The 22,516-nt window shown below is 69.3% G+C and carries 24 protein-coding genes and 1 pseudogene; 17 read left to right on the top strand and 8 right to left on the bottom strand.

Going from position 1 to position 22,516, the window contains the following annotated elements; all coding sequences use genetic code 11:
* Positions 1-77: 77 nt before the first annotated feature.
* Entirely contained in the window at positions 78-2,087 is a 2,010-nt protein-coding gene (locus ACMGER_RS15605; RefSeq protein WP_436813088.1) for a protein-disulfide reductase DsbD family protein, read from the top strand.
* Between the two features lie 16 nt (positions 2,088-2,103).
* Positions 2,104-2,709: a thioredoxin family protein gene (locus tag ACMGER_RS15610; RefSeq protein WP_436813089.1), complete on the top strand. Its 606-nt coding sequence runs from the start codon at positions 2,104-2,106 to the stop codon at positions 2,707-2,709.
* A 196-nt stretch (positions 2,710-2,905) separates the two neighbouring features.
* Here the strand turns inward: ACMGER_RS15610 and ACMGER_RS15615 are convergent, their stop codons facing one another.
* Positions 2,906-3,688: an arginyltransferase gene (locus ACMGER_RS15615; RefSeq protein WP_436813090.1), complete on the bottom strand. Its 783-nt coding sequence runs from the start codon at positions 3,686-3,688 to the stop codon at positions 2,906-2,908.
* 324 nt (positions 3,689-4,012) lie between these two features.
* On the bottom strand, positions 4,013-5,257 hold the full coding sequence (locus ACMGER_RS15620) for a threonine ammonia-lyase (RefSeq protein WP_436813091.1): 1,245 nt from the start codon (positions 5,255-5,257) through the stop codon (positions 4,013-4,015).
* 54 nt (positions 5,258-5,311) lie between these two features.
* On the opposite strand from ACMGER_RS15620, the gene ACMGER_RS15625 reads away from it, so the two are divergent.
* Positions 5,312-6,178, top strand: coding sequence for an NAD(P)-dependent oxidoreductase (locus tag ACMGER_RS15625; RefSeq protein ID WP_436813092.1), 867 nt, complete (start codon positions 5,312-5,314; stop codon positions 6,176-6,178).
* Between the two features lie 103 nt (positions 6,179-6,281).
* Here ACMGER_RS15625 and ACMGER_RS15630 read toward each other — a convergent pair whose 3' ends face one another.
* Positions 6,282-7,127 carry a DUF4163 domain-containing protein gene (locus ACMGER_RS15630; RefSeq protein ID WP_436813093.1) on the bottom strand — a complete coding sequence of 282 codons (846 nt, stop codon included), beginning with the start codon at positions 7,125-7,127 and terminating at the stop codon, positions 6,282-6,284.
* Between the two features lie 42 nt (positions 7,128-7,169).
* Here ACMGER_RS15630 and ACMGER_RS15635 point away from each other — a divergent pair, with 42 nt between their 5' ends.
* Both ACMGER_RS15635 and ACMGER_RS15640 read left to right on the top strand, forming a co-directional pair.
* On the top strand, positions 7,170-8,861 hold the full coding sequence (locus ACMGER_RS15635) for an amidohydrolase (RefSeq protein WP_436813094.1): 1,692 nt from the start codon (positions 7,170-7,172) through the stop codon (positions 8,859-8,861).
* A gap of 132 nt (positions 8,862-8,993) precedes the next feature.
* Positions 8,994-9,635 (top strand): PilZ domain-containing protein, encoded by a 642-nt coding sequence (locus ACMGER_RS15640; RefSeq protein ID WP_436813095.1) that lies wholly within the window; start codon positions 8,994-8,996, stop codon positions 9,633-9,635.
* A gap of 112 nt (positions 9,636-9,747) precedes the next feature.
* On the opposite strand, the gene ctrA is transcribed toward ACMGER_RS15640, so the two are convergent.
* Positions 9,748-10,461, bottom strand: a complete 714-nt coding sequence (gene ctrA, locus ACMGER_RS15645; RefSeq protein WP_436813096.1) for a response regulator transcription factor CtrA — start codon at positions 10,459-10,461, stop codon at positions 9,748-9,750.
* A gap of 113 nt (positions 10,462-10,574) precedes the next feature.
* Positions 10,575-11,507, bottom strand: a complete 933-nt coding sequence (locus ACMGER_RS15650; RefSeq protein WP_436813097.1) for a LysR family transcriptional regulator — start codon at positions 11,505-11,507, stop codon at positions 10,575-10,577.
* 95 nt (positions 11,508-11,602) lie between these two features.
* Here ACMGER_RS15650 and ACMGER_RS15655 point away from each other — a divergent pair, with 95 nt between their 5' ends.
* The 6 genes from ACMGER_RS15655 (at position 11,603) to ACMGER_RS15680 (ending at position 16,051) form a co-directional block, all read left to right on the top strand.
* A complete protein-coding gene (locus tag ACMGER_RS15655) occupies positions 11,603-12,322 on the top strand; it encodes a pirin family protein (protein WP_436813098.1) in 720 nt (239 codons plus the stop codon).
* 63 nt (positions 12,323-12,385) lie between these two features.
* On the top strand, positions 12,386-12,988 hold the full coding sequence (gene wrbA / locus ACMGER_RS15660) for an NAD(P)H:quinone oxidoreductase (RefSeq protein ID WP_436813099.1): 603 nt from the start codon (positions 12,386-12,388) through the stop codon (positions 12,986-12,988).
* Positions 12,989-13,079: 91 nt separating this feature from the next.
* The gene (locus ACMGER_RS15665; protein ID WP_436813555.1) at positions 13,080-13,727 is read left to right on the top strand and encodes an RluA family pseudouridine synthase; all 648 of its coding nucleotides are present in this window, start codon (positions 13,080-13,082) and stop codon (positions 13,725-13,727) included.
* On the top strand, positions 13,717-14,124 hold the full coding sequence (arfB, locus tag ACMGER_RS15670; RefSeq protein ID WP_436813100.1) for an alternative ribosome rescue aminoacyl-tRNA hydrolase ArfB: 408 nt from the start codon (positions 13,717-13,719) through the stop codon (positions 14,122-14,124). The genes ACMGER_RS15665 and arfB overlap by 11 nt, the downstream gene beginning before the upstream one ends.
* A 271-nt stretch (positions 14,125-14,395) precedes the next feature.
* A complete protein-coding gene (locus tag ACMGER_RS15675) occupies positions 14,396-14,878 on the top strand; it encodes a GAF domain-containing protein (RefSeq protein WP_436813101.1) in 483 nt (160 codons plus the stop codon).
* Positions 14,879-15,007: 129 nt separating this feature from the next.
* The gene (locus ACMGER_RS15680; protein ID WP_436813102.1) at positions 15,008-16,051 is read left to right on the top strand and encodes an RcnB family protein; all 1,044 of its coding nucleotides are present in this window, start codon (positions 15,008-15,010) and stop codon (positions 16,049-16,051) included.
* Between the two features lie 57 nt (positions 16,052-16,108).
* Here the strand turns inward: ACMGER_RS15680 and ACMGER_RS15685 are convergent, their stop codons facing one another.
* Together ACMGER_RS15685 and ACMGER_RS15690 are read right to left on the bottom strand one after the other, a co-directional pair.
* Positions 16,109-17,404, bottom strand: a complete 1,296-nt coding sequence (locus ACMGER_RS15685; RefSeq protein WP_436813103.1) for a M20/M25/M40 family metallo-hydrolase — start codon at positions 17,402-17,404, stop codon at positions 16,109-16,111.
* A gap of 4 nt (positions 17,405-17,408) precedes the next feature.
* Positions 17,409-17,864, bottom strand: coding sequence for a universal stress protein (locus ACMGER_RS15690; RefSeq protein WP_436813104.1), 456 nt, complete (start codon positions 17,862-17,864; stop codon positions 17,409-17,411).
* A gap of 242 nt (positions 17,865-18,106) precedes the next feature.
* Here ACMGER_RS15690 and ACMGER_RS15695 point away from each other — a divergent pair, with 242 nt between their 5' ends.
* The 6 genes and pseudogenes from ACMGER_RS15695 (at position 18,107) to lpdA (ending at position 21,913) form a co-directional block, all read left to right on the top strand.
* Entirely contained in the window at positions 18,107-19,414 is a 1,308-nt protein-coding gene (locus tag ACMGER_RS15695) for a pyruvate dehydrogenase complex dihydrolipoamide acetyltransferase (RefSeq protein WP_436813105.1), read from the top strand.
* A gap of 11 nt (positions 19,415-19,425) precedes the next feature.
* A complete protein-coding gene (locus ACMGER_RS15700) occupies positions 19,426-19,641 on the top strand; it encodes a hypothetical protein (RefSeq protein ID WP_436813106.1) in 216 nt (71 codons plus the stop codon).
* On the top strand, positions 19,628-20,023 hold the full coding sequence (locus ACMGER_RS15705; protein WP_436813107.1) for an acyl-CoA thioesterase: 396 nt from the start codon (positions 19,628-19,630) through the stop codon (positions 20,021-20,023). The genes ACMGER_RS15700 and ACMGER_RS15705 overlap by 14 nt, the downstream gene beginning before the upstream one ends.
* 98 nt (positions 20,024-20,121) lie before the next feature.
* Positions 20,122-20,277: pseudogene (locus ACMGER_RS15710) on the top strand (endonuclease domain-containing protein); the annotation flags it as partial.
* Positions 20,278-20,318: 41 nt separating this feature from the next.
* Complete coding sequence (locus tag ACMGER_RS15715) at positions 20,319-20,507, top strand: PDDEXK family nuclease (protein ID WP_436813571.1); 189 nt, start codon at positions 20,319-20,321, stop codon at positions 20,505-20,507.
* 11 nt (positions 20,508-20,518) lie between these two features.
* Entirely contained in the window at positions 20,519-21,913 is a 1,395-nt protein-coding gene (gene lpdA, locus ACMGER_RS15720) for a dihydrolipoyl dehydrogenase (protein WP_436813108.1), read from the top strand.
* Between the two features lie 130 nt (positions 21,914-22,043).
* Here the strand turns inward: lpdA and ACMGER_RS15725 are convergent, their stop codons facing one another.
* Positions 22,044-22,502, bottom strand: a complete 459-nt coding sequence (locus tag ACMGER_RS15725; RefSeq protein WP_436813109.1) for a GFA family protein — start codon at positions 22,500-22,502, stop codon at positions 22,044-22,046.
* Positions 22,503-22,516: the final 14 nt, after the last annotated feature.

Genomic DNA, 22,516 nt, shown 5'->3' on the forward strand with positions numbered 1-22,516 from the left:
TGCGGTCTCCGGAGGTGCAAAAGGCGCGTGGCGCGCTATGAGCGAGCGGGCGCGGGGCGGCAAGGACGCGGATGCTGATGCGGCTGGTTTCTTTCGTATTGATGACGCTGATGACATGGCTCGCCGCCCCGGCGGCCGCGCAGGCGCCGGGCCAGCGGCACATCGCGATCGACCTGGTGGCGGAGACCGAGCGTCCGGCGGCGGGCGGCGAGGTGACGCTGGCGTTCGTCTCGCGGCCGGAAGCGGGCTGGCACGGCTATTGGCAGAACCCGGGCGATGCCGGCGTCGAGACGCAGGCGCATTGGACCTTGCCTGCGGGCGTGACGGCCGGGCCGATCCAATATCCGGTGCCGCACCGGCTGCTGATCGCCGGCCTGATGAACTATGTCTATGAGGGGCCGTTCACCCAGCTCGCGACGCTGAAGCTCCCCGCGGGATTGGCGGCGGGCACGCGGCTGCCCGTCGGCGTCAAGCTCGACTATCTGGTCTGCACCGAGGAGATTTGCGTCCCCGAAAGCGCGACGCTGGCGACTACGCTGACCGTCGGTGACGGCGCGGTCCCGCCCGAGCGGCGCGCCGAGTTCGACGGCTGGCGCCGCGCGCTTCCCAAGCCGCTCGGCAGCCAGGCGAGCTTCGCGGTCGAGGGCGGCACCTTCCGCCTCGGCGTGCCCTTCCCGGCCGGGGCGGCGGCGAAGGACGTCTATTTCTTCCCGCTGACCGACGGCGCGATCGACTATGCCGCCCCGCAAAAAATGTCGCGCGGGGGCGACCTGCTGGTGGTCGAGACCAGGGCCAAGGCCGGCAAGCCTGCCGCGGTCGAGGGCATTCTCGCGACCGGCGAGGGGCGGGGGTTCGCGATCCGCGCGATGCCGGGCGCCGTCGCGGCCCCGAAGCAGGCGATGGCCTGGGACACGGCGCTGGCGGCGTTCGCCGGGGCGGTGCTCGGCGGGCTGATCCTCAACATCATGCCGTGCGTGTTCCCGATCCTCAGCCTCAAGGCGCTGAGCCTCGCCCGCTCGGGCGGCGAGGGCGCGCGGGGCGAGGCGCTCGCCTACACCGCCGGGGTCGTGCTGGTGTGCGTCGCGCTCGGCGCGATCCTGCTCGCGCTCAGGGCGGGCGGGGCGAGCGCCGGCTGGGCGTTCCAGCTTCAGGACCCACGCGTGATCCTCGTCCTGCTGCTGCTGGTGACGGCGATCGCCTTCAACCTCGCCGGCCTGTTCGAGCTCAGCGCGCCGGGCGCGGTCAACCGGCTCGCAGCGAGCGGCAAGGGCGGCGCCTTCGCCACTGGCGCGCTCGCCGCCTTCGTCGCGACGCCCTGCACCGGGCCGTTCATGGGCGCGGCCCTGGGCGCGGCGCTGGTGCTGCCATGGTGGGGCGCGCTCGCCGTGTTCGCGGGGCTCGGGCTGGGGCTCGCGCTGCCGTTCCTCGCGATCGGCTTCCTCCCGGCGCTCCGCCGCCGGCTGCCCAGGCCGGGGCCGTGGATGGAGACGCTGCGCCGCATCCTGTCGGTGCCGATGTTCCTGACCGCGCTCGCGCTCGCCTGGGTGCTGGGGCGCCAGGCGGGCGTCGATGGGATGACGATCGGCCTCGCCGCCGCCGCGCTACTGGCGGCGGGGCTGTGGTGGACGGGGCTGAGGCAGGCGAAGGGCCGCACGCTCGCCTGGTTGCCGGGAACGGCCGCCGCGGTGGCGGCGCTCGCCGGAATCGCGGTGGTCACGCGCGCGCCGGCCGAGGCCGCCGCGCAGGTGGCCGGCGCCGAGCCCTTCTCCGAGACCCGCCTCGCCCGGCTCCAGGCGGAGGGGCGACCGGTGTTCGCCTATTTCACCGCCGACTGGTGCCTCACCTGCAAGGTCAACGAGAAGGCGGTGATCGAGACAGCCGTCGTCCGGAAGGCGCTCGACAGGGGCAAGGTCGCGGTGTTGGTCGGCGACTGGACCGATGGCGATCCGACGCTCGGCCGCTTCATCGAGGCGCATAATCGGGCGGGCGTTCCGCTCTATTTATGGTATGCTGGCGGCAGCTCGCAGCCGGAGGTCCTGCCGCAGGTGCTGACCCAGGCGATGCTGATCGAGCGGGCGGGGGGCTGATAGGGAGAGACAGGTGATGAGACTGGCTTTCGCAACCCTGGCCGCGGCCCTGACGCTGGCAGTGCCCGCTAGCGCCGAGCAGACCGTCGGCGCCCAGGCCGGCAACTTCCGCCTGACCGACATGCACGGCCGCAACGTCGAATTGTCGCAGTTCCGCGGCAAGACCGTGGTGCTCGAATGGAACAACCCCGGCTGCCCCTTCGTGCAGAAGCACTACGACAGCGGCAACATGCAGAAGACCCAGGCTGCGGCGCGGGCCGACGGCACGGTGTGGCTGACGATCAACTCGGGCGCGCCGGGCAAGCAGGGCTATATGACCGGCCCGGAGGCGCAAGCCTTCGTCAAGAAGACGAAGGCGGCGCCGACCGACTATCTGCTCGATCCCAAGGGCGTGGTCGGCAAGGGCTATGGCGCCAAGACGACGCCGCACATGTACATCATCGATGGCTCGGGCAAGCTCGTCTACGAGGGCGGCATCGACGACAAGCCGACCTCTGATACGGCCGACATCGCAGGCGCGCGCAACCACGTGCTGGCGGCGCTCGGCGAGCTGAAGGCGGGCAAGCCCGTGTCGGTAGCGGAGACGCGGCCGTACGGCTGTTCGGTGAAGTACGCCGACTGAATCGGCGGCGAAGGATTTTGTTCACGCGGAGGCGCGGAGGCGCGAAGGTGTCTCGCCGGCGGTTCGTCTCGCGTCAGCGAGACCTCTCCTCTTCGTCAGCATTGCGCTTGAAGGCCGCTGGCGCGGCTGGAGGTCCGGCAGGCGGCGTATCTCCGCGCCTCCGCGTGAACAATTCCTCTTTCTCGATAGCCGCCATTCAGACCAGCTCGCGCACCCGCGGCGCGTGCGGCGGCACCGGATCGGCGTCGGGATCGAAGGCGGCCCAGCCGTTCGGCCCCAGCACCTCGATCGGACGGTAGCGCGTCTTGTACGCCATCCGCTCCGAGCCCTTCACCCAATAGCCGAGATAGACGTACGACAGCCCTGCCGCGCGTGCGCGCAGGATATGATCCATGATGATGTAGTTGCCGAGGCTCGGCCGCGCCGGATCGTCGGCCTGGAAGAAGCTGTAGATCATCGACAGCCCGTCCGCCTGCCGGTCGGTGATGCAGGCGCCGATCAGCCGGCCGCGTTTTCCGTCGGCCGCGGGTTCGCGATATTCGACGACGTAGCTGTTGACCGGGCTCTGCTCGACCATGTCGGCATAGTCGCCTTCGTCCATCTGCGCCATGCCCCCGCCCGGGTGGCGCGTCGCGAGATAGCGGCGCAGCAGCTGGAACTGCTCGTCGGTCGCCCAGGGACGACAGGCGTGGACCTCCAGGTCCGCGTGCTTGCGGAGCACGCGCCGCTGGGTTGCGGTGGGCTTGAACCCGTCGGTCACGACGCGCACCGAGACGCAGGCCGTGCAGCCGGCGCAGCTCGGCCGATAGGCGACCGACTGGCTGCGGCGGAAGCCGATCCGGCCGAGCGCGTCGTTGAGCTCGCTCGCGTGCTGCCCGTTGAGCTCGGTGAAGACCTTCCGCTCCTGCCGCCCCGGCAGATAGGGACAGGGCGAGGGCGCGGTGACGAAGAAGCGTGGAAAACGAAAAGGTGCACTCACCGGTCCAACCCCGGAACCGACGCCCGATGCGTCGTTCGGCAGCTACTATGATACGCCGGAATCGTGATGAAAAGGCGCTTTACCACGAAAGAGGGTTAACAGGGCGTCGGAGGGAGGTGGGCGCGCGAAACGCGAACCGGCGCGCCCGCCACAATATGCCGGAATCGCGATGCGCCCGAAAGAGTCCCGGGATTCGTTTCGTCGCGGATATGATTCGGCTCGACTCATGTTCCTGACCGCATCCCCGCGAAAGCCCGGATCTCGTGCCGCGAACCGTTCGCCTAACCGATGGAGATCCGGCTTTCGCCGGGATGACGGCTGGACTCAGGCAAGCTCGACCAGGCTCACCTCGTAATGCGCCTGGCGCAGCGACGCGATCAGCCGGTCGAGGTGCGCGCGATCGCGCGTCTCGCACTCGATGTCGGTGATCAGCCCCTTGGCCGGCAGCGAGGTGAAGACGCGCTGGTGATAGACCTCGATGATGTTGACGCCTTCCTGATCGAAGATGCGCGCGACGTGGTAGAGCGCGCCCGGCCGGTCCTGCAGCCGGATGCGCAGCCGCGCGAGCCGCCCCGAACGGGCGAGGTCGCGCAGCAGCACGTTGGCGAGCAGGCGCGTGTCGATGTTGCCGCCGCACAGCACGATGCCGACGGTGCGCCCGCGGAAGCGGCCCCCGAACGCGAGCAGCGCGGCGAGCCCCGCGGCGCCGGCACCCTCGACCACGGTCTTCTCGATCTGGAGCAGCAGGCTCACCGCCTCCTCCAGCCGCCGCTCATTGACCAGCAGCACGTCATCGACCAGTGCCTCGACGAACTGCGAGGTGATCGTGCCTGGTTCCTTGACCGCGATGCCCTCGGCCAGCGTGTCGCCGCCGCACGCCATGTTGGTGCCATGGAGGCGGTTGTACATCGAGGGATAGAGCTCGGCCTCGACGCCGATCATCTGGACCTCGCGCGGCGCCGCGCGCGCTGCCACCGCCATGCCCGAGATCAGCCCGCCGCCCCCGATCGGCACGATCAGCGTGTCGATTTCGGGCGCATCCTCGAGCATCTCGAGTGCGACGGTGCCTTGCCCCGCGATGATGCGCGGATCGTCGAAGGGATGGACGAAGGTATAGCCGCGCTCCGCCTCGAGCTTGCGGGCGTGGGCATAGGCGTCGTCGAAGCTCTCGCCCTCCAGGATCACCGTCGCGCCGTGGCTCTGCGTCTGCATCACCTTCACCGTCGGCGTCGGCTTGGGCATGACGATCGTCACCGGCACGCCGAGGCGGGCGCCATGATAGGCGAGACCCTGGGCATGGTTGCCGGCCGAAGCGGCGATCACGCCCTTCGCCCGCGCCTCGGCATCGAGCTGGAGCAATGTGTTGAGCGCGCCGCGCTCCTTGTAGGCGGCGGTGAACTGGAGGTTCTCGAACTTCAAATAGACGGTCGCGCCGGTGAGGTCGCTCAGCGTCTTGCTGTGCAGCGTCGGCGTGCGCACCACCGCGCCCCCGATCCGCATCGCAGCCGTCCGGACATCCTCGATGGTGACGGGAAGCGGTTCGGCGGTGCGGACGGGACGAGTAGCCATCGCAGCCGCCTAGACCATCTGGCGCCGCGGGGGAATGCCGCTTATGCGGCGGCCATGGCCGATATCGCATATCTCGGGCTAGGCGTGATGGGCGCGCCGATGGCCCGCCACCTCGCCGCCGCAGGGCACAGCGTCACCGTCTACAACCGCACGCGCGCCAGGGCGGAAGCCTGGGTCGCCGAGCATGGCGGCGCGCTTGCCGCGACTCCGACGGAGGCGGCCAGGGGCAAGCAGGTGGTGCTGAGCTGCGTCGGGCGCGACGCAGACCTCGAGGAGGTGACGCTCGGCCGCGACGGCGCCTTCGCGGCGATGGCGCCGGGCGCGCTGTTCGTCGATCACACCACTGTCTCGGCGATCATCGCGCGGCGCCTCGCCGAGGAAGGGGCTGCGCGGGGGCTGCTCGTCGTCGACGCGCCCGTTTCCGGCGGGCAGGCAGGGGCGGAGAACGGCACGCTTTCGATCATGTGCGGCGGCTTGGACGAGGCGATGGCGGCGGCGCGGCCGATCCTCGACGCCTATGCCTCGCGCATCGTCCACGTCGGCGGCGCTGGCGCGGGGCAGACCACCAAGATGGTCAACCAGATCGCGATCGCCGGCGTGCTGGCGGGGCTCAGCGAGGCGCTCCGCTTCGCCCAGGCGGCCGGGCTCGACCTCGACAAGGTGTTCGAGGCGGTCTCCGGCGGCGCGGCGCAGAGCTGGCAGATGGTCAACCGCTGGAAGACGATGGGCGAGGACAAGTTCGACTTCGGCTTCGCGATCGACTGGATGCGCAAGGACCTGGGACTGGCGCTGCAGGAGGCGCGGGGAAACGGCGCGCTGCTGCCGGTCGCGGCGCTGGTCGACCAATTCTACGCCGAGGTGCAGCGGATGGGCGGCGGCCGCCAGGACACCAGCGCGCTGGTGCGGCGGATTCCGCGGTAGCCTTTTCCTTCAAAACAATGCTCCTGCGAAGGCAGGAGCGGAGACCGCCCGCGCATCGCTCGCGGCCTGAGTTCGTGCCTTCGCAGGAGCATTGTTTTACTCATTACCGCACCGCAAAGGCGCCGCGATACTCCGGCTTCACCGCGCGCAGCAGCGCCGGCGTGACCGGCAGCGTCACGTCGTATGATCCCTCCGCATAGGGGCCCGCGACATAGGGGCCGACCAGCAGCCCGACCCGGTCGATCGCCTGGCGATTCGACGACCCCAGGATCAGCGTCGCCTCCTCGACCTTGGGGCACTCGCTGAACGGATCGTCGTTCGAGCGGACCACCGGCTCGCCGCGCCGGGCCGCGCGCTCGACGTCGATCCGCTTGCAGAAGGCGGCACCGATCGCCGTCTGGATCGCGGCCTTCGAGGAGAACAACTCAGTCGGGTCGAGCCGCCGCCCCACCGTCTTGTCCCACACCAGCGAACGGAAGCCCGGATTGCCGTGCGCGCCGCCGGTATATTCGTAGATTTCGGCGGAGAGGCTCAGCAGCCGCGGCGTTTCGGTCACGACCTTCCAGACGGTGCTCGAATCATAGGGACGATACTCGAAATCTCCCTTCAGCGCCTCGCGGCGGGCGTCGGCAGTGTCCTTCATCAGGGCCGCGCGCAGGTCCTCGCGATCCTTGTCGAGCCACGCGCGGAGCGGTGCGATTGCCGCCGCCGCGGCGGGGTAGCTGTAGGTGAAGCCGTAGTCCTTGGTCCCGAGCTTCGTCTCGTTCGCGGCCGGGGCGGGCGAGGGCGCCGGTGCGGGAGCCGCCGCCGTCAGGTTCGAGCCGGTCGCCGCGACGACGTTCGCGCCGTCCGCCACATCGGCGCCGTTGCCGCCGGAAGATTGGTTCCCGCCGCACGCCGTCAGCGCCAATCCGGCCAGGATCAGGATCGTCGAATGATTTGCTCGCATCGCTCTCTCGCCAAATCGCCGGCTTCGCCATATGGCGGAGCCATGCAGGTCTCCAGCCGCTTCGTCCATTCCAAGGGATCGCGCAAATGGAGCGCGTCCTTCTTCGCCGCTCTCTTTCTCCTCGGCGCTGCGCCGGCCCAGGCCGATGCGCTGGTCGACAATGTCGACGGCGTCGCGCTCGACAAGGACGGGCACCAGGTCCGCTTTACCGGCATCCTGATGTCGCCGGACGGCAAGGTCGTGCGCCTCCTCCAGAAGTTCGACAAGCGGCCGGAGAAGCTCGACTGGCGCGCTGACATGAAGGGCCGCGTCGCCATCCCCGGCATGATCGACGCGCACGGCCATGTGATGGACCTCGGCAAGCGCGCGATGGAGCTCGACCTGTTCAGCGCGACCTCGCTCGCCGACGCGCAGCAGCGCATCCGCGCCTATGCCGCCGCCAACTCAACCCGCGCCTGGATCGTCGGCGGCGGCTGGAACCAGGAGGTGTGGGGGCTCGGCCGCTTCCCCACCGCAGCCGATCTCGACGCTGCCGTTCCCGAAAAGCCCGTCTATCTCGAGCGCGCCGACGGCCATGCCGGCTGGGCGAACAGCGCGGCGATGCGCGAGGCGGGCATCACCGCCAAGACCCCCGATCCGCCCGGCGGCCGGATCGAGCGGCTGCCGAACGGCCAGCCCTCGGGCGTGTTCGTCGACGCCGCCAAGGCGCTGATCGAGGCCAGGCTGCCGCCGCCGACCCCGCTCGACCGCAACATGGCGTTCCTGAAGGCGCAGGAGGCGCTGCTGAGCGTCGGCGTCACCGCCACCGCCGACATGGGCACCAGTCTCGACGACTGGCTGGTCTATCGCCGCATGGGCGACGCCGGATACCTGCGCATCCGCATCATGTCCTACGGCATGGGGGTTGAGACGGCGCTCAAGGTCGGCGGCACCGGCCCGACGCTGTGGCTCTATGGCGACAGGCTCCGCATGGGCGGGATCAAGCTGCTTGCCGACGGCGCGCTCGGCTCGCGCGGGGCGTGGCTCAAGGCACCCTATGCCGACGCGCCGGGCAATAGTGGCCTCAACTTCCTCAAGGACGACCAGCTCCTCAACATGATGAGCCGCGGTGCGATGGACGGCTTCCAGATCGCGGTCCACGCGATCGGCGACCGCGCCAACCAGCAGGTCCTCGACGCGATCGAGGAGCTGTCCGAAACCTACAAGGGCGACCGCCGCTGGCGCATCGAGCACGCCCAGATCGTCGATCCGCTCGACCTCCCCAAGTTCGGCAAACACGGCACCATCGCCTCGATGCAGCCGGTGCACGAGGCGAGCGACTGGCGGATGGCCGAGGCGCGGCTGGGCCCGCAGCGGCTCGGCGGATCCTACGCCTGGGCATCGATGCTGAGGACCGGCGCCCGGCTCGCCTTCGGGTCGGACTATCCGGTCGAAAGCCCCAATCCCTTCGTCGGCTGGGCCGTCGCGATCACGCGGGAGGATGCCAGGGGCGAGCCGGCGGGCGGCTGGCGTCCGGAGGAGAAGCTGAGCCGCGAGGCCGCGTGGAAGGCGTTCACCTCGGACGCCGCCTATGCCGGCTTCGCCGGGGATCGCTTCGGCACGCTCGCGCCGAAGATGCGCGCCGACTTCATCATCGTCGACCGCGATCCGACGCTCGCCAGCCCCGCCGAGCTCCGCGCGATCAAGGTGCTCGAGACCTGGGTCGGCGGCGAGAAAGTGTGGGAACGCAAATGACTCCGCATCCGGAGGCGATCGGCGAAAATTTACTTTTCGTTAACCTTTGGCGCTGACAATTCTGGCGCGGCAGCTGTGTCCGAACCGGTGCCAATGGTGGACCCGGGGGCGCGGTCGCCACATGGATCGGCCGTGTTCGAGAACCTGAGGAACAGCGCGCCCGGCGGCGGTCCCGCCGACGGCCAAGGCGCGCCGGCGCTGGAGCGCCGCGGCGATCGTCGGCACGTCACCGTGCTGCGCGTGGCGAAGGTGGTGCGCATCCATGGCGACGAGCTGTGCGTCATCCGCAACATCTCCTCGGGCGGCGTCATGGCCCATTTCTACTCGCCGGCGCGCGTCGGCGAGGAAGTAGTCATCGAGTTCAAGTCGGGCCGCAAGCTCAGCGGCATCGTCCGCTGGACGCGCGGGGAGGTCGCCGGCGTCGAGTTCGACGAGAAGCTGGAGATCGTGCGCTTCCTCGCCGGGGAGGACGACGTCGCCGGCCAGTTCGAGCCGCGCGCGCCGCGCCTCGGCGTCGGCCTGCCGGCGATGATGCGCAGCGGCGTGCGGGTCTATCCGGTGCAGGTGTGCGACATCTCGCAAGGCGGCCTCAAGTTCCGCGCGCTTCCCGCTACCGAGCAGGGCCAGAAGCTGGTGTTCCGCGTCGTCGGACTGCCGCCGCTCACCGGCACCGTCCGCTGGCGTGACGAGGAGTATGCCGGCGTCGCCTTCGACGTTTCGCTTCCGCTCGAGACGCTCGCGAAGTGGGCGGCGGAGACCGAGCGCTCGCAATAGCGCGAGCCACGGACCCGCACGATTTCGGGAGCCTTGCTGGGACGCGAACGGGAAAGGGCCACCGCTTCGGTGAAGAAGCGGCGGCCCTTGAAGCTTCCGTGGCGGAATTCGGTCAGGCGACCTGCGTTTCCGGCATCTGCACCACCTGATCCTCCGGATCGCGCAGCACATAGCCGCGGCCCCAGACGGTTTCGATATAGTTCTCGCCGTCGGTCGCCATGCTGAGCTTCTTGCGCAGCTTGCAGATGAACACGTCGATGATCTTGAGCTCGGGCTCGTCCATCCCGCCGTAGAGATGGTTGAGGAACATCTCCTTGGTGAGCGTGGTGCCCTTGCGGAGCGAGAGCAGCTCCAGCATCGCATATTCCTTGCCGGTCAGGTGCACGCGGGCGCCGTCGACCTCGACGGTCTTGGCGTCCAGGTTCACCGCCAGCTTGCCGGTGCGGATCACCGACTGCGAATGACCCTTCGAGCGGCGTACCACGGCGTGGATGCGCGCGATCAGCTCCTCGCGGTGGAACGGCTTGGTGACATAGTCGTCGGCGCCGAAACCGAACGAGCGCACCTTGCTGTCCATCTCGCTGACGCCCGACAGGATCAGCACCGGCGTCTGCACCCGGGCGACGCGCAGCTTCTTGAGCACGTCATAGCCGTGCATGTCCGGCAGGTTGAGGTCGAGCAGGATGATGTCGTAGTCGTAGAGCTTGCCGAGATCGAGGCCTTCCTCGCCCAGGTCGGTCGTGTAGACGTTGAAGCCTTCGGTGTTGAGCATGAGCTCGATCGCTTTCGCGGTCGTCGGCTCATCTTCGATCAGCAGCACGCGCATCCGTTGGTCCCCTTGCCCGGACGACAACGGCCCCCCTCGGCCGCTGCGCATTGAGGCGAAGCATTAACCTAAGCGTGTCTGAAGGCAAAAGGTTAATTTCTGCCTAACCGGAGTTAACCTGCGAGTCGCGCGGTGCTGAGCGGTGCAGCGCAGAGCGTCCTGAACACCGTCGCGAAATGCTCGATCAGCGCCTCGACGCGGGCCGGGCGGAGCGCGCTCGGCGGCGTCAGCAGGTGGAGCGCGATGCCCATCGTCGCCCAGTCCGGCAGGATCTCGACCAACGTCCCGCGCGCGAGGTCCTCGTCGACGATGAAGTCCGGCAGCCGCGCGATGCCGAGCCCGGCGCGCAGGGTCGGCAGCATCGCGTCGCCGCTGTCGGTGAGGAGGGGGCCGTGCGGGCGCACCGCCGCCTCCTCGCCGTCGGCCTTGCGGAAGTGCCAGAGGTTCGGCTGGGCGAGATTGGCGTAGCGCAGGCAGCGATGCTCGCCGAGCTCGGCCGGATGACGTGGCGTGCCGTGCTTCTCGAGATAGGAGGGCGCCACTACCGTCCGCCCCGCGATCGGCGCCAGCCGGCGGGCGCGCAGCGAGCTGTCGGGCAGGTCGGCGATGCGGAGCGCGATGTCGAAGCCCTCCGCGACGATGTCGACCTTGGCGTCGGACAGGCGGAGATCGATCTCCACCGCCGGATAGGCCGCGAGGAAGTCGGCGACTGCCTTGGCCACGTAGCGGACGCCGAACGCCAGCGGCGCCGCCACCCGGATCAGCCCGGCTGGCGCGGTGGCGGCGTCGTGCGCCGCCTCCTCGGCCGCCTGCGCCTCGGCGAGGATGCGCTGGGCACGTTCGGCGAGCGCCCTGCCGCTCTCGGTCAGCGACAGCCGGCGCGAGGTGCGGTGGAACAATGTCGTGCCGAGCGACGCCTCCAGCCGCGCCACTGCCTTGGAGACGGTCGCCTTGCTGACACCGATCGCCTCCGCGGCGGCGCTGAACGAGCGGTGCTCGACCACGCAGGCGAAGACCGCCCAGGCTTCGAAATCGGGAAGGCGCATCCGGAGAGGCTAGCGCAGAAACAATCCGTTTCCAACGTTTCCATTTACGCGATCCGGGCCTCGCCTATCTTGCCGGCAACCAAGGGAGATTAGCGATGACCACCACCACCGCGGCCAAGATCGAACGGCGCCCGTTCGAGAGCCTGGGCCATGCCGATCACGGTTGGCTCAACGCCCGCCATCACTTCAGCTTCGCCAATTATTACGACCCCAAGCGCGAGAGCTGGGGCGCGATCCGCGTATGGAACGACGACGAGATCGCTCCGAACTCGGGCTTCCCGCCGCATCCGCACCGGGACATGGAGATCGTCACCTATGTCCGGAAGGGCGCGATCACCCATCAGGATTCGATGGGCAATCAGGGCCGCACCGGCGCAGGCGACGTCCAGGTGATGAGCGCGGGCACAGGCGTGCGCCATGCCGAGTACAATCTGGAAGGCGAGACGACGACGCTGTTCCAGATCTGGATCGAACCGAAGCGGGCGGGCGGCCAGCCTTCCTGGGGTGCCAAGCCTTTCCCCAAGGGCGATCGCTCCGGCCGGTTCGTGACGCTCGCCTCGGGCTTCGCCGAGGACGAGGGCGCGCTGCCGATCCGAGCCGACGCCCGCGTGCTCGGCGCGACGCTCAAGGCCGGCGAGAGCGTGACCCACAGCGTCGGCGAGGGGCGTCATGCCTATCTCGTCCCCGCGACGGGCGCGATCGAGATCGACGGCATCCGCTTCGAGGCCCGCGACGGCGCGGCGCTGTCGGGCGGCCAGACCGTCACCATCACCGCGATCGAGGACGCCGAGATCGTCCTGGTCGACGCCGAATAATCCGCAACGCCGTCGTGCCGGCCGGTGCCGGCACGACGGCCTTCTTCCAAGGAAGCACGTCACATGCCCAAGGTCCTGGTCCTCTATTATTCCTCCTACGGCCACATCGAGCAGATGGCCGAAGCGGTCGCCGAGGGCGCGCGCGGCGCCGGCGCCGAGGTCGACATCAAGCGCGTGCCGGAGACGGCGCCGCAGGCGGTGGTCGAGGCGGCGCATTTCAAGACCGACAGCCCGCACCCGGTGATCGAGGGGCCCGACGTGCTCAAGAATTATGACGCGATCATCGTCGGCGCGCCGACCCGCTTCGGCCGCATGGCGAGCCAGATGGCGGCATTCTGGGACACCGCCGGCGGCCTGTGGGCGACCGGCGCGCTGCACGGCAAGGTCGCCGGCGCCTTCACCTCGACCGCGACCCAGCATGGCGGGCAGGAGACGACGCTGTTCAGCATCATCACCAACCTGCTGCACTTCGGCCTCACCATCGTCGGCCTCGACTATGGCCATGCCGGGCAGATGGACCTGAGCGAGATCGTCGGTGGCGCGCCCTATGGCGCCACCACCATTGCCGGCAGTGACGGCAGCCGCCAGCCGAGCGCCAAGGACCTCGACGGCGCCCGCTACCAGGGCCGGCGCATCGCCGAGGTCGCGGCCAAGCTGACCGCGTAATCCAGCCATACTCGCCCTCTCCCCTATCAAGGGGAGAGGGCAAAAACCCGAACCCCTCCCGCTCGCGGGAGGGGCTATGTATAGCGGTCCGATGCTCGCGGACCGCATCCTCTTCCTCGACGGCGAGGCGATCGTGCTCGACAAGCCTGCGGGCCTGCCGGTCGATCGTCCGCGCGATCGCTCGCCCAGCGTCGAATCGATGGCGGACGAGCTGACCTTCGGCTTCCGCCGCCTGCCGGTCGCGGTGCATCGGCTCGACCGCGACACCTCCGGCTGCCTGCTGCTCGCCCGCAATCCGGGCGCGGTGAAGCGTTTCGGCCAGGCATTCGAGGCGGGGCAGGTGACGAAGCGCTATCTCGCGGTGCTGGAAGACGTGCCGGAAGACGGAGAGGGGGTGATCGACCTGCCGCTCGCCAAGATCAGCACGCCTGAGGCGGGATGGCGGATGACGGGCAGCCCGAACGGCAAGAAAGCCATCACCCGCTGGCGCACCGTCGCCGTCCGTGACGGCCGCGCACTGGTCGAGTTCCTGCCCGAGACCGGCCGCACCCACCAGCTCCGCGTCCATGCTGCCGAGGGGCTGGGGTTGCCGATCGTCGGCGACCGCGTCTACGGCCGCGGCGGGCCATATCTGCTGCTTCACGCCGCCGAGCTGCGCCTGCCGCGGCCGGGCAAGCCCGACGTCCACGCCGAGGCGTCGCTGCCGGCGCGGTTCGAGGGCTTCGCCGATGGTGCCTGACGACCGCATCGCCGCCGCGATCGTGGAGGAGAAGTTCCTCGCCGCCTCCGGCCCCGGCGGGCAGAACGTCAACAAGGTCGCGACCGCGGTGCAGCTGCGCGTCGACGTGTTCCGCCTCGGCCTGCCGCCCCATGCCTATCAGCGCCTGAAGCAGCTCGCCGGCACGCGAATGACCGCAGGCGGCGAACTCGTCATCACCGCGCGCCGCTTCCGCACCCAGGACGCCAACCGCGAGGACGCCCGCGCCCGCCTCGCCGAGTTGATCGCGCAGGCGCATGTCCGTCAGGCGAAACGAGTGAAGACCAAGCCCAGCAAGGCCGCGAAGGCTCGCCGGGTCGACGAGAAGAAGGGCCGCAGCGCGGTGAAGGCAGGACGGGGAAAAGTACGGGTGGATTAGCCCTACTGTCCCTCTCCCGGCGGGAGAGGGGCGGAGCAGCGAAGCTGCGGGAGGGTGAGGGTGACTACGGCTGGCGTTGGTCACCTTCACCCTCCCGCTCGGCCTCGCCGAGTGGGCCTCTCCCTCTCCCAATGGGAGAGGGGTAGATTATTCGTCATGCCGGCCTTGTGCCGGCATCCACGGCGCCGCACATGCTGCGCTCGATCTCATGCTTCACGCCTGTGGATCGGTGGACCCCGGCACAAGGCCGGGGCGACGGGAAGAATAGGCAATGTACGACTTCGCCATCGTCGCCGGCAGCAAGATCGAGCTCTACCACGACCTCGAGGCCGCGCTCGACGCGCTCACCGCCGACGAGCCGGATGCGATCGCCAACATGGCCAATGCCGCCGCGCTGATCTGGCAGTATCTGCCCGACCTCAACTGGGCCGGCTTCTACCGCGCGGTCGACGGCGAGCTGGTGCTGGGACCGTTTCAGGGCAAGCCTGCCTGCATCCGCATTCCCCTTGGCAAGGGCGTGTGCGGCACCGCCGCCGCGACGCGCGAGACGCAGCTGGTGGAGGACGTCCACGCCTTTCCCGGCCACATCGCCTGCGATGCCGCCAGCCGATCCGAGCTGGTGGTGCCGATCGTCCATCAGGGCGAGTTGCTGGGTGTCCTGGATCTGGACAGTCCGTCGCCCGCTCGATTCGATGCCGGCGACGCGGCCGGCTGCGAGGCGCTGGTGCGCCTGCTCGCACCTCGGATGATCTGACCCTAAACGGGACAGTCGTTAACCATCCATCGCCGTCGCCCGTGCGGGGGCGATGGCTTACACTCGGGCCAGGGATTAACCGTGGCTGCCGGGTGGGGAGGCCGGCGCCAGCAGGGGAGACGCTTGTCGATGCGAGCCTATTGGATCACGGCCGCCGCGATCGCCGCCATCGCCGCCGCCGCGCCCGCCGAGGCGCAGCGCGCGCCGCGCGGCCAGTGGAGCGGTCCGCCCCGGACGACGCCGATGCCCGCGCGGCCGCAGGGCTGGCATGGCGGTAACTGGAACCGTCCTCGCCCGACGCCGGGGCACCACCGCTGGGGCGGCCGCGTCAACGGGCGCTGGTATGCCGGCGTCTATGCGCCCGGCGGCTGGGGCGCCTATCGCCGGCCGGTGCGCGGCTGGGTGCTGCCGCGCTACTGGTTCGCGCCGACCTTCTACGTCACCGACTTCGCGACCTACGGCCTCGGCGCGCCGCCTCATGGCTACAACTGGGTGCGCTATTACGACGATGCCGTGCTCGTCGACGGCTACGGCCGCGTCCAGGACAGCGTCAGCGGGATCGACTGGGATCGTTACGACGGCGACCCTGCCTATCCCGACGACGGCTATGCCTATGACGAGGGTTATGCCGAGCCCGGCGCACCCTATCCGCCGCCTCCCGAGCGTCGCGACGATGGCGTCGGCGGTGCGGTGATCGGCGGCGTGGTCGGCGGCGTCGCCGGCAATGTGATCGCAGGCCGTGGCGACAAGCTCGGCGGCACGCTGCTCGGCGCCGGAGTCGGCGCGCTCGCGGGTGGCCTGATCGACAAGGCCGAGGACGACCGCCGGCGCCGCGACGTCCCGCCGCCACCGCCTTATGGCGCTCCTTATCCTGAGCCAGGCTATCCCGGGGGGGCGTGGGCGTATCCGCCTCCGCCGGTGGTGTACGCACCGCCGGCGGAGGTGGTGCAGCCGGCGCCCTATCATGGCGGGCATCACGTCTATGCCGGCGGCACGCAGCCCTATACGACGGTGGTGCCCGGCCCCTATGGCAGCGTCACCACGGTGACGGTGATCCCGGCGGTGACGACCACCACGACCACCACCGAATATGTCTACGAGGCCGCGCCGGTGCGGACCTACCGCAAGGTCGTGCGCAGGGCCGCGTGCAAGTGCAAGTACGTGCGACGTTGATCCGTTAGAGGGCGGGCCGTTTTCTCCTTTCCGGCCCAGCCCCACCGCCGGGCGCGCTCAGGGGGCAGCGCGCCCGGCGAACATCACCAGGCTCTCGGCGCCGTCCTCCGCCACCGCCGACACGCCGACGAACACGTCGTCGACGATCACATCCTTGAGCTTGGTTCCCGTCTCGCCGCCGGCGACCTCGACGGTACGCTGCCAGTCCTGCGCATCGTTGCGGCGGATATGGACGCGGTAGCGCGTCGCCCCTGCGACCGGCTTCCACCGGACATCGGTATCGCTCGACAGCGCGCCGCCGATCACCACCTCCTCCGGTGCCGAAGGGGCTCCCGCCAGCCGCGCGATCGTCGCGACGTTGATCGCCGTCACCTTGGCCAGATAGGGGAAGTCCATCCTGTCGACGGTATCGCCGTACGCAATGCCGTTCTCGGTGCGCAGGTCCTGGTGCTGCTGGGTGTAATTCTCGATCCCCACCGAGAAGCGCACCGCCGGATAGCCGAGTCTCAGGAACGGCTCATGATCGCCGCCACGCCCGAAGCGATCGGGCCGGCGGACGAGGAACACGTCGAGGCCGCCCGGCAGTGTCGCCGCGACTCCGTCGATCGCCTTGGCGAGGGCGCGGCTGGGGCCGTCGTCCTCGCCGCCGTTGCCGCGCCGTGCGCGCTGGGCGGGCAGGTCCTCCGACGTCCTGATGCCTTCGGAGAAGACGCGCACCCGGTCGGCGACTCGCTGGCCGTTCTGGCCGACGGTGTTGCCGACGATGTCGTTGTTGAGCACCGCATCGACCTTCCACCCGCGCGCCTTGGCCGTCTCAGCGAGCAATTGCCCGCCGAACAGCCCCTGCTCCTCGCCGGAAAGCGCGGCGTAGATGATGGTCGCGCGGAACTTCTGCTTGGAGAGGATGCGCGCCGCCTCCAGCACCAGCGCGACGCCCGAGGCATCGTCGTTGGCGCCGGGTGCGTCGCTGGTGGCGTCCATCACGTCGCTGACGCGGCTGTCGATATGGCCTTGGACGATGACGACGCGCCTCGGCTCGCTGCCCGGCTGCACGCCGAGCACATCGACGATGTTGACCCCGTTCGGCGCGCGTGGGCCGGTGAAGACCTTCTCGACATTCTCCACGCGCAGGCAGCCATCGCACGCCTTGCCGATCCGCTCGAACTCGCCTGCCGCCCAGCGCCGCGCGGCGCCGATCCCGCGTTTGGGATCGTTGGGGGACGAGAGGGTGTGGCGCGTGCCGAAGCTCACAAGCTTCTCGACGGAGACTTTGAGCCGCTCCGGGCTCGGCGCCTCGCGCGCGGCGGCGGCGGGGAAGGGAAGGAGCGCGGCGGCGATGAGGACGATCCGCATGGCCTCAGCTCACCCGGTCGATCGCTTCGCGGCTCAGCGAGCCGGGGATGATCATCACCGGCACCGGCAGCTTGCCGGCGTCTGCACCCGCGAAATGGGTGACGAGCGGCCCCGGCGCCCCGCTCGCGGCGGCACCCAGCACCAGCGCGGCGATGTCGGGCGTGTCGGCGATCATCTCGCGCACGATCTTGGGGCCGTCGCCCTGCTTGACCACGATCGAGGGCACCACCCCCGATTCGTCGAGCAATGTCCCCGCCGCGCCCGCGACCAGTGCCTCGGCATGGAGCCGCGCTTCCTCCTCGATCGTCGCCTGGACGCCGCCCCATTGCACGAACTCGGCCGGCGGGATCAGCGCCAGGATCAGCACGTTGCCTCCGGTCTTGACCGCGCGCCGCGCCGCGAACCGCAGCGCGGCCTCGGCTTCCGGGCTGTCGTCGACCACCACCAGATAGGTGCGCATGATCCTTCCTCCCCCCTATCAGGCGTTCAGTTGCCTGAGGCGGCGCCGGCCCGCTCCCCCACCCGGCCATCCATATGATACTGCCGTTGGGTGGCCGGGTGGGGGAGCGGGCCGGTGCCGCAACCGTTTCAGCTTGCTGAAACGAATACTAGGTGGCGCGGGCGGCTTGTTCGCGCAAGTCTTGACCCGGAGCGGGTCGGGCGCAAAGGAGGCCCCGCCCCCAGGAGAAAGAAGAGTCACTCATGGCGATCGAACTCAAGATGCCCGCTTTGTCCCCGACCATGGAGGAGGGCACGCTTGCCAAGTGGCTCGTCAAGGAAGGCGACACGGTCAAGTCCGGCGACATCATGGCCGAGATCGAGACCGACAAGGCGACGATGGAGTTTGAGGCGGTCGACGAGGGTACGATCGCCAAGATCGTCGTTCCCGAGGGCACCGACGCGGTGAAGGTCGGCGCGGTGATCGCGATCCTGGCCGAGGAGGGCGAGGATGCTTCGGCCGCCGCTTCGGCTTCGTCCAGCCCTGCGCCGGCCAAGGAGGAAGCCAAGGCGCCCGAACCCAAGGCCGAGGAGGCGCCGAAGCCGGCTCCCGCGTCGGCCGAATCGAAGCCGGCGCCCGCTCCCGCCGCGGCGGGCGACCGCATGAAGGTGAGCCCGCTCGCGCGCCGCGTCGCCGCGGAGAAGGGGATCGACCTCGCCGCCATTGCCGGCTCCGGCCCCAACGGCCGCATCGTCAAGGCCGATGTCGAGGGTGCGAAGCCCGGCGCCGCTCCCGCCGCCAAGCCCGCCGAAGCGCCGGCCGCGGCTGCTGCGCCGGCCACCGCGCCCGCCGAGCACAAGCCGGTCTGGTACGACGAGACCATCCCGCATGAGGTCGAGAAGCTCTCCAACGTCCGCAAGACGATCGCGCGCCGCCTGACCGAGGCCAAGCAGACGATCCCGCACATCTATCTGACGCTCGACATCCGCCTTGACGCGCTGCTGAAGCTGCGCAGCGAGCTCAACAAGGCGCTCGAGCCGCGCGGCGTGAAGCTGTCGGTCAACGACCTGCTGATCAAGGCGCTCGGCGTCGCGCTGGTCCAGGTGCCGAAATGCAACGTCACCTTCCTCGGCACCGAGCTGGTTTCGTACCAGCGCGCCGACGTCTCGGTCGCGGTGTCTACGCCATCGGGCCTGATCACCCCGATCATCCGCGACGCCGCCAACGCCGGCCTCGCCTCGATCTCGACGCAGATGAAGGAGCTCGCCGGCCGCGCCAAGGAGGGCAAGCTCAAGCCCGAGGAATATCAGGGCGGCACCGCCAGCCTCTCCAACATGGGCATGTACGGCATCAAGCAGTTCGAGGCGGTGATCAATCCGCCGCAGGGCATGATCATGGCGATCGGCGCCGGCGAGAAGCGGCCGTACATCGTCGACGACGCGCTCGGCGTCGCCACCGTCATGTCGGCGACCGGCAGCTTCGATCATCGCGCGATCGACGGCGCCGACGGGGCCGAGCTGATGAAGGTGTTCAAGGAGCTGGTCGAGGCTCCGCTGGCGTTCGTCGCCTGAGATCGCGCCAGGTGCCGGTCCGCACCCTCATCGAGCTGCTCCACATCGCCGCGGGGCTGATGGCGACCGCGCTGATCACCGCGGTCGGCGTCTGGGCCTATCCGCTCGGGGGGGACACCATCTATCTGGTCGGCTGGTGCGCGGGCGTTGCGGTGGTGCTGATGGGCATCGGACCACTGCGGCGCGCCTGGTCGATCGATCGCGGAGAACGCAATGACGATAACTGATGCGGGCTCCCTGCCCGCCGTCGAGCCGACGATCCGCGTGGTCGCGATGCCGGCCGACGCCAATCCTTATGGCGACATCTTCGGCGGCTGGCTCCTGAGCCAGATGGACTCTGCCGCGGGCTCGGTCGCGAGCCGGCACTGCGGCGGCCGCGCCGTCACGATCGCGCTCGACGGCATGGAGTTCATCAACCCCGTGTTCGTCGGCGACGAGGTGTCGGTCTATGCCCGGCTGGTGAAGACCGGCCGCACCTCGATGACGATCGACGTCGAGGCCTGGCGCCGCCACCGCCACGAGCGCAACCATCACAAGGTGACGCAGGCGCACTTCACCTTCGTCGCGATCGACGAAGAGCGCCGCCCCCGCGAGGTGCCGCCGCTGTGACCGGCGACACTCTTCAACCCTCCCCCCTTGCGGGGGAGGGAGGGGCCCGCCGCGCAGCGGTGGGAGGGAGGGGGCGCGCGCTCGCCAGAGCGCGCGAGATGCGCCGCAACCCGACAGCAGCCGAAGCCGCGCTCTGGCGTTTGCTGAGAAACAAGCGGCTGGCCGGCTGGAAATTCCGCAGGCAGCAGCGCCTGCATCCCTACATCGCCGATTTCGTCTGCTTCGAAGCTAGGTTGATCGTCGAAGCGGACGGTTCGCAGCACATCGACAACGACTACGACCGCACCCGCGACGCATGGCTGCGCTCACAAGGTTCCGCGTCCTGCGCTTGTGGAACAACGACGTGCTCGCCAGATCGGAGAGCGTGTCGGAGGCGATCCTCGCCGCGCTCGAAAGCGTCGAAACCGGCGTCGAGCCGGCTCCGCCGCTGTCCCCTCTCCTCGACCCTCCCCCGCAAGGGGGGAGGGAGCAGACTGTAGAATAAGGACCTCCCCAGTGGCTGATACCTACGATCTCATCGTCCTCGGCTCCGGCCCCGGCGGCTATGTCGCGGCGATCCGCGCGGCGCAGTTCGGGCTCAAGACGGCGATCGTCGAGCGCGAGCTGCTGGGCGGCATCTGCCTCAACTGGGGCTGCATCCCGACCAAGGCGCTGCTGCGCTCGGCCGAGATCTTCCATTATATGCAGCACGCCAAGGACTACGGCCTGGTCGCCGACAAGATCAGCGCCGACCTCGATGCGGTGGTGAAGCGCTCGCGCGGGGTCGCCAAGCAGCTCAATCAGGGCGTCACGCACCTGATGAAGAAGAACAAGATCGACGTGCATATGGGCGAGGGCAAGCTGACGGGGAAGGGCAAGCTCTCCGTCACCAAGGACGGCAAGACCACCGAGCTCACGGCGAAGAACATCATCGTCGCCACCGGCGCGCGCGCCCGCGATCTGCCGTTCGCCAAGGCCGACGGCAAGCGCATCTGGACCTATCGCCACGCGATGACGCCGGCCGAGATGCCGACCAAGCTCCTCGTGATCGGCTCCGGCGCGATCGGCATCGAGTTCGCGAGCTTCTACAAGGACCTGGGCGCCGACGTGACCGTGGTCGAGATGCTCGACCGCCTGGTCCCGGTGGAGGACGCCGACGTCTCCGCCTTCCTCGAGAAGCAGCTCAAGAAGCAAGGCATGACGATCGTGACCGGCGCCGGCGTCGAGAAGCTCGACGTGACGGACAAGGGCGTGAAGGCGTCGATCAAGGGCAAGGACGGCAAGGTGACGGAGGGCGAGTTCAGCCACGTCATCGTCGCGATCGGCATCGTCCCCAACACCGAGAATATCGGCCTGGAGGCGCTTGGCGTGAAGACCGAGCGCGGCCACATCGTCACCGACGGCGCGTGCAGGACCAACGTCGACGGCCTTTACGCGATCGGCGACGTGACCGCGCCGCCGTGGCTCGCGCACAAGGCCAGCCACGAAGGCGTGATCGCCGCCGAGGCGATCGCCGGCAAGCACCCGCACGCGATGGACCCGAAGAACATCCCCGGCTGCACCTATTGCCGCCCGCAGATCGCGTCGGTCGGCCTCACGGAGGCCAAGGCCAGGGAAGCGGGCTATGAGGTCAAGGTCGGCCAGTTCCCGTTCATCGGCAACGGCAAGGCGATCGCGCTCGGCGAGGCAGAAGGTTTCGTGAAGACGGTGTTCGACGCCAAGACCGGCGAGCTGCTCGGCGCGCACATGATCGGCGCCGAGGTGACGGAGCTGATCCAGGGCTACACCATCGGCAAGACCGGCGAGCTCACCGAGGCCGAGCTGATCGAGACGGTGTTCCCGCATCCGACGCTCAGCGAGATGATGCACGAGAGCGTCCTCGCGGCCTATGGACGCGTGCTGCATATTTGAGCCGCGAAGCGCAACCGTTACCCCGGCCTTGTGCCGGGGTCCACGGTGCCGCAGGCGCTACAGCAAGAGGGTCAAGCGTCCGGCTGGCCGCCCGGTCGGCCCCGGCACAAGGCCGGGGTGACGGTGGGAGCTAGACGATCCTCCGCGCAAACTCCGCCAGCAACGGCTGGTACTGCTCCATCGGCGGGAACTTCTCGAAGCTGTGCGGCGCATCCACCCGCGCCCAGGGCAGCGCCTCACTGGCATAGTTTTCGATGAAGGGCGTGAACCAGCTCGGGTCGTCGAGCATGGTTGCGCGGACGTTGACGAAGCCCGTCGCCGGCTCGAAACTGGTGAACAGCCAGCTCTTGCAGCGGTCGCAATGCCGGTGGTGCAGCCGGTCGCCGTGGAGGCCGCCGATCACCGTCTCCCCCTCGACCACCGCGAAGCCGTCCTGCGGCACGGCCAGCGTGGTCGAATAGGCGCTCGCCGTCATCCGCTGGCAGCCGGTGCAGTGGCAGACCGCGGTGAACAGCGGCGCCGCGCTCACGCGGAAGCGGACCGCTCCGCAGCGGCAGCCGCCATCCCAGGGAAGGGCGGGGAGAGACATCGGGAACTCCTTCG

The sequence above is a fragment of the Sphingomonas astragali genome (assembly GCF_051400615.1).
In the GTDB taxonomy this organism is placed as follows: Bacteria; Pseudomonadota; Alphaproteobacteria; order Sphingomonadales; family Sphingomonadaceae; genus Sphingomonas.